13 protein-coding genes and 5 tRNA genes are annotated in these 14,264 nt (G+C 33.0%); 6 read left to right on the top strand and 12 right to left on the bottom strand.

The features are described from left to right. On the bottom strand, positions 1 to 610 hold a 610-nt coding region (gene ytxC / locus J5G60_RS10975; protein ID WP_150358337.1), incomplete at its 3' end, for a sporulation protein YtxC. A gap of 250 nt (positions 611 to 860) precedes the next feature. Between ytxC and J5G60_RS10970 the strand changes: the two genes are divergently transcribed. The 5 genes from J5G60_RS10970 to J5G60_RS10950 all read left to right on the top strand — a co-directional run bounded on the left by J5G60_RS10970 (position 861) and on the right by J5G60_RS10950 (position 1,270). Beyond that, positions 861 to 936, top strand: a tRNA-Val gene (locus tag J5G60_RS10970). 6 nt (positions 937 to 942) lie between these two features. Beyond that, positions 943 to 1,019 (top strand) — tRNA-Asp (locus tag J5G60_RS10965). Between the two features lie 3 nt (positions 1,020 to 1,022). Next, a tRNA-Phe gene (locus J5G60_RS10960) sits at positions 1,023 to 1,098 on the top strand. A gap of 14 nt (positions 1,099 to 1,112) precedes the next feature. After that, positions 1,113 to 1,187, top strand: a tRNA-Gly gene (locus J5G60_RS10955). 9 nt (positions 1,188 to 1,196) lie between these two features. Next, a tRNA-Cys gene (locus J5G60_RS10950) sits at positions 1,197 to 1,270 on the top strand. Between the two features lie 152 nt (positions 1,271 to 1,422). On the opposite strand, the gene J5G60_RS10945 is transcribed toward J5G60_RS10950, so the two are convergent. The 6 genes from J5G60_RS10945 to J5G60_RS10920 all read right to left on the bottom strand — a co-directional run bounded on the left by J5G60_RS10945 (position 1,423) and on the right by J5G60_RS10920 (position 7,018). Further along, the gene (locus J5G60_RS10945; protein WP_150358336.1) at positions 1,423 to 1,848 is read right to left on the bottom strand and encodes a DUF2000 domain-containing protein; all 426 of its coding nucleotides are present in this window, start codon (positions 1,846 to 1,848) and stop codon (positions 1,423 to 1,425) included. Continuing rightward, complete coding sequence (locus tag J5G60_RS10940) at positions 1,845 to 2,687, bottom strand: helix-turn-helix domain-containing protein (protein ID WP_150358335.1); 843 nt, start codon at positions 2,685 to 2,687, stop codon at positions 1,845 to 1,847. The genes J5G60_RS10945 and J5G60_RS10940 overlap by 4 nt, the downstream gene beginning before the upstream one ends. 157 nt (positions 2,688 to 2,844) lie before the next feature. Beyond that, positions 2,845 to 4,212 carry a HAMP domain-containing sensor histidine kinase gene (locus J5G60_RS10935; protein ID WP_150358334.1) on the bottom strand — a complete coding sequence of 456 codons (1,368 nt, stop codon included), beginning with the start codon at positions 4,210 to 4,212 and terminating at the stop codon, positions 2,845 to 2,847. Continuing rightward, positions 4,196 to 4,885, bottom strand: coding sequence for a response regulator transcription factor (locus J5G60_RS10930; protein WP_150358339.1), 690 nt, complete (start codon positions 4,883 to 4,885; stop codon positions 4,196 to 4,198). Before J5G60_RS10930 ends, J5G60_RS10935 begins: the two co-directional genes overlap by 17 nt. A 38-nt stretch (positions 4,886 to 4,923) precedes the next feature. Next, entirely contained in the window at positions 4,924 to 6,087 is a 1,164-nt protein-coding gene (locus J5G60_RS10925; RefSeq protein ID WP_150358333.1) for an ABC transporter permease, read from the bottom strand. Further along, positions 6,080 to 7,018: an ABC transporter ATP-binding protein gene (locus tag J5G60_RS10920; RefSeq protein WP_442870521.1), complete on the bottom strand. Its 939-nt coding sequence runs from the start codon at positions 7,016 to 7,018 to the stop codon at positions 6,080 to 6,082. Before J5G60_RS10920 ends, J5G60_RS10925 begins: the two co-directional genes overlap by 8 nt. A gap of 151 nt (positions 7,019 to 7,169) precedes the next feature. Between J5G60_RS10920 and J5G60_RS10915 the strand changes: the two genes are divergently transcribed. Next, a complete protein-coding gene (locus J5G60_RS10915) occupies positions 7,170 to 8,318 on the top strand; it encodes a pyridoxal phosphate-dependent aminotransferase (protein ID WP_179977894.1) in 1,149 nt (382 codons plus the stop codon). A 124-nt stretch (positions 8,319 to 8,442) separates the two neighbouring features. Here J5G60_RS10915 and dapB read toward each other — a convergent pair whose 3' ends face one another. The 5 genes from dapB to pckA all read right to left on the bottom strand — a co-directional run bounded on the left by dapB (position 8,443) and on the right by pckA (position 14,169). Next, positions 8,443 to 9,189 carry a 4-hydroxy-tetrahydrodipicolinate reductase gene (gene dapB / locus J5G60_RS10910; protein WP_150358331.1) on the bottom strand — a complete coding sequence of 249 codons (747 nt, stop codon included), beginning with the start codon at positions 9,187 to 9,189 and terminating at the stop codon, positions 8,443 to 8,445. 143 nt (positions 9,190 to 9,332) lie between these two features. Next, the gene (gene dapA / locus J5G60_RS10905; protein ID WP_150358330.1) at positions 9,333 to 10,214 is read right to left on the bottom strand and encodes a 4-hydroxy-tetrahydrodipicolinate synthase; all 882 of its coding nucleotides are present in this window, start codon (positions 10,212 to 10,214) and stop codon (positions 9,333 to 9,335) included. Positions 10,215 to 10,251: 37 nt separating this feature from the next. Then, positions 10,252 to 11,247, bottom strand: a complete 996-nt coding sequence (locus tag J5G60_RS10900) for an aspartate-semialdehyde dehydrogenase (protein ID WP_150358329.1) — start codon at positions 11,245 to 11,247, stop codon at positions 10,252 to 10,254. A gap of 212 nt (positions 11,248 to 11,459) precedes the next feature. Further along, positions 11,460 to 12,293: an undecaprenyl-diphosphate phosphatase gene (locus tag J5G60_RS10895; RefSeq protein ID WP_150358328.1), complete on the bottom strand. Its 834-nt coding sequence runs from the start codon at positions 12,291 to 12,293 to the stop codon at positions 11,460 to 11,462. Between the two features lie 289 nt (positions 12,294 to 12,582). After that, on the bottom strand, positions 12,583 to 14,169 hold the full coding sequence (gene pckA / locus J5G60_RS10890; protein WP_150358327.1) for a phosphoenolpyruvate carboxykinase (ATP): 1,587 nt from the start codon (positions 14,167 to 14,169) through the stop codon (positions 12,583 to 12,585). Positions 14,170 to 14,264: the final 95 nt, after the last annotated feature.

The raw sequence follows: 14,264 nt of genomic DNA, 5'->3' as shown, positions 1-14,264 counted from the left end.
TTATTATACTTAAATAATCTATTTTACTTTCCTGAATTTCTACAAAATATTTTAAAAGCTTTATAAATTCATTATATTCTTTATTTACCATATATTTTTCCACTACTTTATCAACTATACTTTCTAAATCGTCTAAAAGTTCTTTTATTCTAAAAGTCACAAATCCATCTATATTTATTTCATTGTTCTCACTTATACAACTTGATATTTTATCTAGTATCTCATTTCTTTTATTTATACAGGATATAGAATTATCATCTATAATTTTCATCTCGCCCTTTAGCACTCTTATACTTTCTAGTTTGATTTCTTCCAATTCATCATATTTGAGAAAAAAATATTCATCAGACAAAAAATTCAAGATATCTTTTTCACAAAATTCCTCTATTACTATACCATATATAATATTTGCAACATACATATTGAATATATTCATAAGTTTGCTATTAATTTCTCTATCACAAAATAACTTAAGGAAGTGAGTATCAGATTCTATACTTTCATATATCCCAATAAGCACACCTTTATGTCTAAAATATTCCTTTAATTCCTGGATTCCCTGTATTACATTTTCTCTTTCTTTATTGTAAACTATAGTTAATAACAGCATTATTCACACTCCCTTCAAAAATAGTATGCATCTAAACAAAATCTATATTCAAATTTCTATTGTCAAATATCGACATACTAAAATCAACATTTTCAAAATATTGATCAATATATAGAATAAATTCCAAATAAGAATATATTAGCAACAATTTTGAAATCCACTACAGCCCGGCTGATTTTTTTATGCAAGGTATTGACAATATATAGAACTCAATATATAATATGAATTGTCGTGGTAATAATGTGCTTATGGGCGCATAGCTCAGCTGGGAGAGCATCTGCCTTACAAGCAGAGGGTCACAGGTTCGAGCCCTGTTGTGCCCACCATATTATGGCCCAGTGGCTCAGTTGGTTAGAGTGCCGGCCTGTCACGCCGGAGGTCGAGGGTCCGAACCCCTTCTGGGTCGCCATGTGGCCAGATAGCTCAGTCGGTAGAGCAGAGGACTGAAAATCCTCGTGTCCCTGGTTCGATTCCTGGTCTGGCCACCATTCATTTTAAATGTGCGGGAGTGGCTCAGTGGTAGAGCGTCACCTTGCCAAGGTGAACGTCGCGGGTTCAAATCCCGTCTTCCGCTCCATTTATACACGGCGCTATAGCCAAGTGGTAAGGCAGAGGTCTGCAAAACCTTCATCCCCAGTTCAAATCTGGGTGGCGCCTCCAAAGAAAGTACAAGGTAGTTTAATTATTGAAATATCAATAATTAAACTACCTTGTACTTTTAATACTGTTTTTTAAGTTGTAACTTTTTTTTGATTAATTAGGGAACTGTGGTTATTTAAGTTAGGCGGCTATTATGAATTTGTGAATATTGACTATCTTAACAAAGGCATACTACCTGTTAATTTATTAATTTTCTTCTTATTACCAAAAATAGCAATTCCAAAATATGTATGCTGATTTTCCAAAACAGTTGATACTTTCTGTAGATACTCACTGTAAACATTGCAACTTTGTGCAACATCCGAAAAGTCAACCGCAATAACATCATCAAAATCAGAAGTATATAGTTTTTCTCTTAATTCTCTAATAATCTCTTTATTCCCCTTTAAAATCGGTACTGGAATTGTAATAATACCTAGATGCTTTTTCCCGGAAGCGTCAGCAGCATCTTTGCCTACTAATTCAGGAATATGTTTTCCTAAGGTAATGCCCAATATTGCTGATGTATTTGCAATCACCCCCAATGGAAGATCTTCATTTATTACCATGACACATTTTATGTTCTCTTGTTTATTCATTCATATTCTCCTTTGTCCGTAAATTTATCTATAAAAATATTCATATATTGTTTTGGAGTCAAACCAATGAACTTTTTGAAAAATTTACTAAAATGGCTTTGGTCAGTAAATCCTGTATTTAATGCAACCTCTATTGGGCTAATTCCATTTTCCAAAAATTTCCTAGATTTATCTATACGAATGCTCTCAAGATAACTATAAGGTGATATTCCTTTTTGCTTGGTAAATGAACGCACCAAATTGTATTTACTTATCCCTGTCAGATTACTCAGATCATTCAGTGTAATATTTTTCATATAATTTTTTTCCAGAAAGTCACATACTGTTTTAATCTCCGTATTTATTTCCTGTATAACAGCTGCAGATATTGGTTTAGCATACTCAGTTATCAATTGTTCAATTATAAACAAAAAAATTTCCTCTTTTTTAAAATCTTTTTCACCTTGCATAATCATAAAGTATAATTCCTGTAATGATGTCACAATATCATTATTGAATATTACAGGCTCTGTAAAATACGGCATATAATTTTTACCTGTAATTTCAAATACAATTTGTTTCATTGCATCAGGTTTAATATTTAAGCATCTATAATCAAGTGCCCTTCCATCAATCTGTTCACAAGTATGATTGTCATGAGGATTAAATAAAATTAAATCACCATTTTTAATATCGTATTCTTTATTTTTACAAGACAAATGCCGCCTTCCATTTTTAATAAAGCCAATAACATAATACTCGTGAAAATGGTTGGGAAATTTCTGCTTAATTCCTTTAAAATTATAAGCTTCTATATTTAACTCCTTATCTAAATAAACAGTTCGAGCTTCCTTTTGCATTTTATAATACTCCTTTCTACTCGTTTTTAAAGATACCATAAATAAATCAATAATTCTTGTATGATATTGCATTACATATAAATTAATTTTCAAATTAAAAAAGACAACAACAAAGTTATCTTTTTTATAATTAGGAAACATTTAATAATATTAAGTTTTAGCACTTTACATCCATGAATATTTTAAACACCAGCTTCTCGTTTTCCCTACATGCCTTTACAAACCCACCGTGGTGTTTGACTATTTCTCTTACAATGGACAAGCCCAGGCCGCTGCCCTCTTTTTTTCTGGACAAATCACCTTTATACAGTCTTTCAAAAAAATTTTCTATATCTTCATCGCCAATTGGAGTTTCAGGAACATTTGATACTGAAACCACTGAATAAAAACTATCATTGTATTTTTCCCTGCTTACATTGAATTCAACAATTGTACCATCTTTAGAATACTTGAGCGCATTGCTTAAAAGATTATTCACTGCCCTCAGAAACAGATTGGGATCTGCTTTGATACCAATAGATTCCTGAGGTAATTTGAGTGAAAGCTTCAAGCCTTTCCGTATAAATTCATCTTCCTCTTCTTCAGCCACCTGCCGTGCCAATTCATTTAACTCCAGACATTGCCTTTCAAGTATTATGTCCTTAGAAGACAGTTTCGAATATTCGAAAAAATCATCCAGCATACTTTTTAAATACAATCCTTTTTTATTCATTATATCTATATAATCCTCAAGTTCACGTTTCGAATCATATTTTCCATTTTTAATCATGTCTATATACCCCAGTATAGTAGTTAAAGGAGTTCTCAGATCATGGGATATATTGGTTAAGAATTCATTTCTGTTTTTCTCCTCTCCTTCAATCCTTGAAGCCATATAATTTATGTCTTCAGATAATTCTCTAAGTTCGTTTTTATATTTAAGAGGGACTCTTTCGGATAGATCGCCTTCGGCAATACTTCTAACTGTTGATTTTATTTTGGATATATAAGATATGCGTTTCCATATGAGCGTGAAAAATACAATTATGAAGATTAAAATTGCCATTACACCTACAATATTGCTATTATCCAATTTACCATAGCCAGTATATATGTAATACAGATAATACCCATCTTTTAGGTAATCACACCTGGTTATTTTAACCAGATTATCTCTATGGGCATTTAAAAATTTAAATGTTCTTTTTCCATTTTCAATCTGATCATTATCTATACTTTTAATTTCTCTATTATTTGAAGCTATCACCCCTCCATCTTTTCTCACTACAAAAATAAAATAGGTCATACTATATTCTCTGTCCATATATTTTTGTAATTTTCCAGAATTATTCATATCCATATTTTTCAAGTCCTGTTCAACTGGGGCAATCATGTTTTTATATATATATTCAGGAGTGCCATTATAACTATTCAAAAAAGAACCCAAAACAAATTCTCTCAAAAAAACTGCAAGTACAAGTGATATAATCACCGAAAAAACTGCAGAAAAAGCCAGTTCACTCCTGAGTTTAAATATCCTTTTCAATTTTATAACCTACTCCCCATATAGTTTTTATGTATTTACCCTGCTTAACACTATCTCCCAGTTTTCTCCTTAAATTTTTAACATGCATGGTTACAGTATTGTCATTTTCCAGAAAGGTATCCTTCCAGATTATCTCATAGAGTGTCCTGGTGGAATATACCCGTCCCCTATTTGATGCCAGCGTGTACAAAATTTCATATTCCTTTGGAGTAAGCACAACTTCCACATTATCTTTTTTTACTGTATGCTCCAGGGTATTTATTTCTATATCCCTAATTTTCAGCATATGGTTTTGCAGGGTATTACCGGCTTTAGCTCTCCTGAGTACAGCCATCACCCTCAATGAGAGTTCCGTAAAATCAAAGGGCTTTACTATATAATCATCACATCCAGCTATGAACCCTTTTATCTTGTCCATTTGCTGGTCTTTTGCAGTGAGAAGTATAACAGGCAGACTCGAGAATTTCCTGAGTTTAGACAGCATGGTATATCCGTCCATCTTGGGCATCATAATGTCCAGAATTATCAGAGAAACTGGCTTTGATTTTAAAATTTCCAGACCTTTTTCTCCATCAGAAGCATTATATACCGTATAGCTTTCCTTTTGAAAATAATTTACAAGCATATTCCTTATGTCATTGTCATCATCTATTATCAATATATTTTCCCTCACATCAATCACCCAATTTAAAATTATAGCACTTTGTATTTTCAATCAAAATCCCTTTTGCCAAAAACATAACTGCTTAAAAACAGCATGACTAGAGTCCATGCTAAACAGGTTATCAATATAAAAGCTACATTTATGGTACTGGTAAGTTGCACAGAAATATCACCACTCAATGTGCTTATTACGTCAACTATATATGGAACAGGCAGAAATTTTACCAAAACCCCGTATTTTGCCGATACAACATATCTGCCTGCAAAACCAAAAAGATACCAGACGGCCGTTCCTCCAATTAACATAAAACTTATAAGAGATGAAATAAGTGAATTTCTGCATAAAACCGATATGAACAGAATTATTGATACAATGGCTATTGAAACAATTATTGCAATCAACACCATTTCAATAATTGCACTCCAGAGGGGAATAATTGATCTGCTTCCATTTACATACCTCATCTGTGAGGTTATTGGACTCAATATGAGAGAGCTGTCAAAAACATACTTTGCGCCTACATCAAAAGGCAGCCTTAAATCTGAAATGCCAAGGTGAATTCCACCTTCCAGTATGAATATTAAGGTACTTACAATCAACGTACCTGTACTTAAGATTATGGCAGCAACAAACTTGGACATAATGATTTTCTTCCTTGAAATAGGTTTTGTAACCAAATTCTTAATTGTGTTCGGAGAGTAATCTCCTGACACTATGTCGGACAAGAATACAATGAGAATAAGTAAAAAAAACACCGGTATAAAATACGCCAGAATTTCCATAGCTGAATACATTCCCTTTGGTATAAGCTCATTTTTTTCTATATTATATTTTTTCTCATATTTCAATTGAAGCAGCTTGTATTCATTCTCAGGGTTATTTTCCCTTTCCAATTTTTGAATTCGCTCATCCAATTTTGATTTATCATAATTTTTTATTTCATTGAGCTGCTCTTCTCTATCTTTTATCTCCTTCTGTGTACCCACTATATCTCTGGAAAACTCGGCCTTTTTCAATTCTGAATCGGCTTTATCTCTGCCTATTTTTTGATTGACAAGAAGAGCTTTATATTTCTGGGATTGTGCTTCCAGAGTATTTGTTTTCAAGGTGATTATCAATCCAAATCCAATTGTAACCATAAGGACAATGACAATCCAAATTTTCTTTTTAACAACTATCCTTTTTAATTCCTCCCATATATATTTATTCATCATCATTTACCCCCATCATCTTTATAAATTTATCTTCCAGATTTTGCTTTATTTCAAAACAGCCTTCCACAATTATTCCGCTGTCATGTAATCTTTTCAATACCGTAAATAAATCACATGATTCAGTATTTATTAAAATTGAGACTCCATCATTTTTTACTTCCAACAGTTTTACATCAAATATATTTTTTATAATTTCCGATGCCTTTTCAGATAAATTCGTTTTTATAAACATGTTTTTTGCACTACTGGCTTTGGAATTGCTGCCTATTTTTTCAACGCCCACAATTTTACCCTCATCTATAAAAACAACCTTTGTACATATACTCTCTATTTCACTTAAAATATGTGAAGATATAAGAACACTTACCCCCTTTTCCTCAGCTAAAATCTTTATAGTATTTTTAAGTTCCACAACCCCGATTGGATCCAACCCATTTGTAGGTTCATCCAATATCAAAAGGGATATGCGGCCCATAAGCGCCTGGGCAAGCCCCAGCCTCTGCTTCATTCCCAGAGAATATGTTTTTACCTTTTTATCAATTTTTGAACCTAATTTAGAATATTTTATGACATCTTCTATCTTATCTTTTGTAACGCTTTCCATCATGCCGGCTATATAATTCAAGTTCTGTCTTCCAGTCATATAACCGTAAAACTCCGGTTTCTCCACTATAGCCCCTATATTTTTCAGTGCTTTTTCTCTTTCAGTTTTAAGATCTTTTCCTTCTATTAGAATTTCACCTTTATCCGTGGACAACATACTGGTTATAATTTTGATCAATGTAGTCTTTCCAGCACCATTTTTCCCTACAAGACCGCAGATCTCACCTGCATTTATGGAAAAAGCAATGTCTTTTAAGACTTGTACCTTTCCTCTTTTTTTAAAAACTCCTTTTAACTCCAATACTTTTTGTATCAATGGTATCATTCTCCTCATAATCTATTTACTATGTTCATTTAAAATTGTAAAATATAAAAGTATAATAAAAATATATTAAAGATAAAGAAAAAATAAAGTTTTTTTCAGGGAGTATTAGCAATAATGATACGATAATTCAAAATAGATAGGAAGTGTAAACTTGAACAGCATATCAAGAAATGTACAATCCGTGGAAATTTCAGGTATCAGAAAATTTTACAACAAAGTTATCCAATATCCGGATGCAATATCACTAACTTTAGGACAGCCTGATTTCAATGTACCCGGTAAAATCAAAACAGCTATGATAAAAGCTATTGAAGACAACAAAACTACATATACTTCAAATGCGGGTATCATAGAACTAAGAGAGGAAATATCAAAATATCTTAAGGGATTTCATATAAATTATAGTAAAGATGAGATCTGCATAACCATAGGTGGAAGTGAAGCACTGATGGATGTGTTTGCAGCATTGATAAACAGCGGCGATAAAATACTCATACCAAATCCCGCTTACCCAGCTTACGAAAGCTGTGTAAAAATTTTAGGTGGAAATATAGTCACCTATAATTTAAAAGATGATTTCTCTATAGACTTTGACAATTTGAAAAGAACACTTGAAAATGAAAAGCCCAAGGTAATGGTTTTATCATACCCTTCCAATCCCACTGGTGCCGTTTTGTCTGGAGATGACAATAGGAAACTTTATAATTTGATTAAGAAAAATAAATTGATTGTAATAAGTGATGAGATCTACGCTTCATTAAATTTTGAAAAGGATTATTTTTCCCCGGCTCAATACAATGATATAAAAGATCACATTATATTAGTCAGCGGTTTTTCCAAAATGTTTTCAATGACAGGCCTCAGGATAGGTTATGTATGTGCCCATAAATCATTTATGGATGAAATAATGAAAGTTCATCAGTACAACGTGTCCTGTGCTCCATCCATATCCCAGTGGGGAGCCTATGCAGGATTAAAAAGCTGTATGAAGGATGTAGATTACATGTGCTCAAAATTTATTGAAAGAAGAGATTACATATATAATAAATTAAAATCTCTGGGATTTGAACTGAATCTACCTAGAGGCGCTTTTTACGTTTTTCCCTCAATAAAAAATTTCAACATGAAAAGTGAAGAATTCTGTGAAAAGCTCTTAAAGGAAGCCAAAGTAGCCGTTGTACCCGGCTCCGCTTTTGGAACAAAAGGCGAAGGGCATATTAGAATATCCTATGCCTACAGCATGGATAAACTTAAAACTTCCATGGGAAAAATAGAAGACTGGATAGCAAGTCATTTTTAGAACCGTCAAGCATTTTTTAGGTTCAGATGGAGTTTGTTTATGAGGAATACTCCTTCTCCATCCAAACCTTTTATACAATGAATATTATTCAGCACCTTTTCAAGTAAAAAGAACTACTTGATCTTTATGAAATTACATCATCCATGGAATAGAATCCGCTCTTTCGACCATACATAAACTCACAGGCTTTTAAGGCCCCTACTGCAAATACTTCTCTTGAAATAGCTGTATGTTTTATCTCTATGGTTTCACCCTGTCCGGCAAATATAACCTCATGCTCTCCTACTATGCTTCCGCCTCTCACTGCATGGATACCTATTTCATTATGAGCTCTTTTTCTGATTCCCTCTCTTCCATTTACAAAATTTATATCCTCTGATATGGAATTCTTTATGGTATTTCCCAGTAATAATGCCGTCCCACTTGGGGCATCAACTTTCTGGTTGTGATGCTTTTCTATTATCTCTATATCAAAATTTTTATATAGAAGGACACTTATATCTTTTAATACTTTATTTATCACATTTATACCTATGGACATATTTGCGGATCTAAAGATGGGAATACTATTTGAAGCTTCTTTTATCTTATTTATTTGCTGTTCACTATATCCAGTGGTGCAGAATATTACTCCAATGTTTTTTTTATTTCCATATTCAATAAGCGAATCCAATGCTTCAGGTCTTGAGAAATCTAGTATAACATCCGCATCCACATCACATTCTCCTATATTGTGAAAAACAGGAAATTTATTCTCTGCAGAATTCTTATCCACTCCTGCTACTATGGACACTTCTGAATTCTTTTCTGCCAGACCTGTTATTACCTTCCCCATTTTACCATTACATCCATTCAATATAACCCTCACCATTTATATCTCTCCTTAAAATTATTTATTTTAAAAAATTAAAACCCATTACATACAATTTAACGTGAAAGTAGCTTGTCTTTCACGTTAAATTTACGAAATGAAATTTTCCATTTACATAATATTCTCAATAATTCATTCTATTTTTATTTCAAAAGTCCATAATTTTTAAGTTCTGATTTCACGATCTTCAGGTTCTCTTCTGACATACTGCAGAGTGGAAGTCTCAAATGACCTACATTCATTCCCAAAATATTCATAGCTGTCTTTATAGGTATAGGATTTGTCTCTATAAACATAGTATTCATCAATGACAATGCCTTTAACTGCATAGCTGCTGCCTCTTCCACTTTCCCCTCTAAAAACAACTTACACATATCATGCATGTCTTTAGGAATAATGTTGGCAAGTACAGATATAACGCCTATTCCTCCCAGGGAAAGTATAGGTATTGTCTGATCATCGTTTCCTGAATACAGATCTATCTTATCTCCACACAGTGCTTTTACCTGAGCAATCTGACTTATATTTCCACTGGCCTCCTTAATAGCCTGAATATTTTCTATCTGGCATAATTTTTCCAGTGTTTTAGGTCTTAAATTCAATCCAGTTCTCCCTGGTACATTGTATATAACTATGGGTGTTTTTATACTTGAAGCAACTGCTTTAAAATGTTCCACCAGTCCCTTTTGTGTAGTTTTATTATAGTAAGGCGTAATTACCAAAACTCCATCTACGCCTATACTTTCTGCCCATTTGCTCATATTTACAGCAGTTTCAGTACAGTTACTTCCTGTTCCTGCAATAACTGGGATTCTTCCTTTAACTGTATCTACAGTAAACTTTATAGTATCTTTTCTTTCCTTTTCTGTCATAGTAGAAGCTTCTCCAGTAGTTCCACAAATTATTATGGCATCAGTACCTGACTCAATCTGCCACTTGAGCAATTCCTTCAATTTCTTAAAATCCACTCCACTATCATTAAAAGGAGTAATTATAGCAACTCCCGAGCCTTTAAATAAACTCATAATAACACCTCATCATTAAAATATTTAATAAAATATATTATTTTTCATCTTTAATTATACATTCTGCTATTTGGACAGCATTTGTAGCAGCACCTTTTCTTATATTATCCGCTACAACCCATAGATTGAGTCCTCTGTCCACACTAAAATCTCTCCTTATTCTTCCTACAAACACCTCATCCTTTCCGGCGCAGTCCAAAGGCATAGGATACACTAAATTCTCAACATCATCTTTTAATATTATTCCTTTACAATCTCCGTATAATTGGAATATATCTTCTATGTTGAAATCTTTCTCAAGTTCTACATTTATGCTCTCACTGTGTCCATACACTACTGGCACTCTAGCTGTGGTAGCTGTAATCTTTAAAGTATCATCATGAAGTATTTTTCTAGTTTCATTTATCATCTTCATTTCCTCTTTAGTATAGCCATTGTCCAAAAAAACATCTATATGTGGAAGTATATTTCCCGCTATTGGATAGGGAAATTTCTTAGGCGGATTTCCCTTATAGCCTTCCATAAGATCATTATAGCCACCCATTCCAGCACCAGATACAGCTTGATATGTAGAATATACTATTCTCTTTATGCCATATCTATCATATAAAGGCTTAATTGCCACCACTGCCTGTATTGTAGAACAATTGGGATTGGCAATTATTCCACTATTCCATTTTATATCTTCCGGATTTACTTCAGGAACCACTAAAGGTATCCGTTTATCCATTCTCCAGGCACTGCTGTTATCCACAACTACTGCTCCATATTTTGAAAATACAGGTGCAAATTTAAGACTTACACTTGCTCCTGCTGAAAACAATGCAATATCTATTTTTTTGTTTTTTACATTTTTTTCATCTAACTCTTCTACAACAAAATCCCTATCTTTAAATTTTAGCACTTTTCCACTGGACTTAGCAGAAGCATACAAATACAAATTTTTTATTGGAAAATTTCTTTCTTCCAATACTTGAAGAAATTTTCTTCCTACCATTCCAGTACATCCAACTACAGCCACATTATAATTCATCTCAGTACCCCTCCTAAAAATTTATCAAGTTTCGCCTTATTAAATATTCTACACTAAATTACTGAAATATGTTATAAAAAATAAATATTATTTAGAATTAAAAATAACATAAATCAACTCTCTTACAGGTTATTCGTGCAGCATATGATTCATACATATTTATTAATGAGACAATTTATATCTAACTTTACTTCAAATATATATGCTTAATTTTAAATACTTATAACTTTTGCAAAAGCTAGAACAAGTACTATTATTCCTATAAATATTCTGTATACGGCAAATACTCTCATAGGTTTTCTCTTCAAAAATCCTATGAACTTATCCACAACTACCAGTGCCACTAAAAATGAAATTACAAATCCTATGACAAGTCCAATTATCTGAATGGGGCTCATGGATATTTTAATTTTTATAAGAGACCATCCAGATGCCGCTATCATAGTTGGTATAGCCAGAAAAAAAGAGAATTCCGCTGCAGCTACATTGGTGAGCCCGCTTACCCAGCCTCCAATTATTGTAGATGCAGATCTTGACATTCCAGGCCACAATGACAAGCACTGAAAACATCCAATTTTAAATGCCTGTACAATATTTACATCCTCAATTCTTTTAATACTATTTCCCCTTCTATATTTATTCTCCATATATATCATGAGTACACCCCCAAATACAAGGGCACAGGAAACAGTAATCGGATTAAACAATCTTTCCTGAATAATATCATTAAGAAAGAATCCAGCAGCTGCAGAAGGTATAAAGGCAACCAATATACTGAACCAGAGTCTAAACCCCCATTTACCAGGTGCAAGGTTCTTAAGGGAATTAAATATCTTATTCCAATAAAGTACTACTATAGCCAATATCGCTCCAAGTTGGATTACAATCTCAAAGGTATCTATGTAAACTTTATTATAAGTAGGTGCTTTAAAATTTATTAAATTTCCTACTATTATCATATGTCCTGTAGACGATATGGGAAGAAATTCAGTTATTCCCTCTACTATTCCAATAATAACAGCTTTGATAATAAAGATTATTTCCATACATCATTACTTCCTTTCTTGGCAAATTAATTTATACACCGTATTTTATTTCAACTATATAAATTTAGAGATTTCCTGATAATTATCAAGTATTAACAGATATTTGTCAAGTATTAACAATTGCCATCTATAAATCTACATATCCTCTATTATAATTTTATTAGACATCCATGTCTACTCTTACATTTAACATAACGATTGCATATAAAAAAATTAACCGCCAACAGTAAATTACAATTTACTCCTGGTGGTTAAAATACTATTATAATACGAACAGACTTGTAAAATATTATATATGACTTAAAGATCTGATTTTTGGTCCAGCATTGATTATATTTTGTGAAATTCCATCAAATCTTTTAAAATTATTATAGAACTTTACAGATAATTCCTGTGCTTTGGAATCATAGGCTTTTTTATCTTCCCACATATTCCTTGGATTCAATATTTTATCTGGAACCCCAGGACATTGTGTAGGCATCATCACCTTAAACACAGGATGTTCTATAAAATTCACATTTCTAAGCTTACCCTCCAGAGCTGCTCTTACCATCGCCCTCGTATATGGCAGATCTATTCTGTTTCCAACTCCATATCCGCCACCTATCCAGCCTGTGTTCACCAAATACACTTCTGCATCATATTTATCTATTTTTTCACCTAGCAATTTAGCATAAACTATGGGATTCATCAACATAAAGGGTTCTCCAAAGCATGCTGAAAATGTTGTTTCAGGATCAGTTATACCTCTTTCCGTTCCCGATACTTTGCTGGTATAACCTGACATAAAATGATACATAGCTGCTTCCTTAGATAATTTGGATATAGGAGGCATTACTCCATAAGCATCTGCAGTTAAGAATATTACAGTCTGCGGATTTCCCCCCACTCCGCTTTCCTCTATATTGTCTATATATTCAACAGGATATGCTGCTCGTGTATTTTCCGTATATCTATTGTCATTATAATCAGGAACTCTATATTCATCTGTCACTACATTTTCAAGAACAGTACCAAATTTTATGGCCTCATATATCTCATGTTCTTTTTGTCTATCAAGCCTTATAGTTTTGGCATAACATCCACCTTCAAAATTAAATACACCCTTATCGCACCATCCATGTTCATCGTCACCAATTAATTTTCTCTGACCATCTGCAGATAATGTGGTCTTTCCAGTTCCCGAAAGTCCGAAGAATAAAGAAGTTTTCCCATCTCCACCTACATTTGCCGAACAATGCATAGGCATGACTCCTTTTTGGGGTAATAGAAAATTCATTACCGAAAATACAGATTTTTTTATTTCACCGCAATAATGAGTTCCACCTATCAATATAATTTTTCTATCAAAATTGATAAGTATGAATGCTTCTGAATTAATTCCATCCTTTATACCCTCACCTTTAAATCCAGGTGCAGCTATAACATTGAATTCCGGCTGAAAGTTTTTTAGCTTATCAGGGCTCGGCCTTCTAAACATGTTGGTGCTGAATAACGCCTGTGATGCATTTTCACATATAACTTTTATAGGCATAGAATATTCCTCTAATGCCCCCACAAATCCATCAAATACAAATATATCTTTTCCCTTTAAATAATCTAGAACCTTTTCATATAATTTATCAAATACTTTCTCCTCTACAGGCAAATTTGAGTTTCCCCAGTTTATTTTGTCTTCTATACTTTTCTGTTTAACTATGAATCTATCCTTAGGAGATCTGCCTGTATATTTTCCCGTGTTAATTACCAATGCCCCCTTGTCGGATAAAAGCCCTTCACCTCTTTTAATTGAAAACTCTACCAACTGAGCCGGTGATAAATTTCTATACACATTTTTATATCCCTCAATATTCAAATATGTCAAGTCACCATTCATGTTCCTTCCCCCCAAACAATCTTATAATTATATATTATAAATGTATCTTATACACATCTGACGCTGCCGACGAAGCTAGAAGTGTAGATCTCCGT

The sequence above is a fragment of the Clostridium sp. HV4-5-A1G genome (genome assembly GCF_900184915.1).
GTDB lineage: Bacteria > Bacillota > Clostridia > Clostridiales > Clostridiaceae > Clostridium_B > Clostridium_B aromativorans.
This window is presented reverse-complemented; position numbering and strand designations above follow the sequence as displayed.

Bases quoted from the DNA above. Each gene is read 5' to 3' on its own strand.
- J5G60_RS10945 (WP_150358336.1), bottom strand. From the start codon at position 1,848: ATGAATAAACAAGAGAACATAAAATGTGTCATGGTAATAAATGAAGAT.
- J5G60_RS10940 (WP_150358335.1), bottom strand. From the start codon at position 2,687: ATGCAAAAGGAAGCTCGAACTGTTTATTTAGATAAGGAGTTAAATATA.
- J5G60_RS10925 (WP_150358333.1), bottom strand. From the start codon at position 6,087: ATGAATAAATATATATGGGAGGAATTAAAAAGGATAGTTGTTAAAAAG.
- J5G60_RS10920 (WP_442870521.1), bottom strand. From the start codon at position 7,018: ATGATACCATTGATACAAAAAGTATTGGAGTTAAAAGGAGTTTTTAAA.
- dapB (WP_150358331.1), bottom strand. From the start codon at position 9,189: ATGGTGAGGGTTATATTGAATGGATGTAATGGTAAAATGGGGAAGGTA.
- dapA (WP_150358330.1), bottom strand. From the start codon at position 10,214: ATGAGTTTATTTAAAGGCTCGGGAGTTGCTATAATTACTCCTTTTAAT.
- J5G60_RS10900 (WP_150358329.1), bottom strand. From the start codon at position 11,247: ATGAATTATAATGTGGCTGTAGTTGGATGTACTGGAATGGTAGGAAGA.
- J5G60_RS10895 (WP_150358328.1), bottom strand. From the start codon at position 12,293: ATGGAAATAATCTTTATTATCAAAGCTGTTATTATTGGAATAGTAGAG.
- pckA (WP_150358327.1), bottom strand. From the start codon at position 14,169: ATGAATGGTGACTTGACATATTTGAATATTGAGGGATATAAAAATGTG.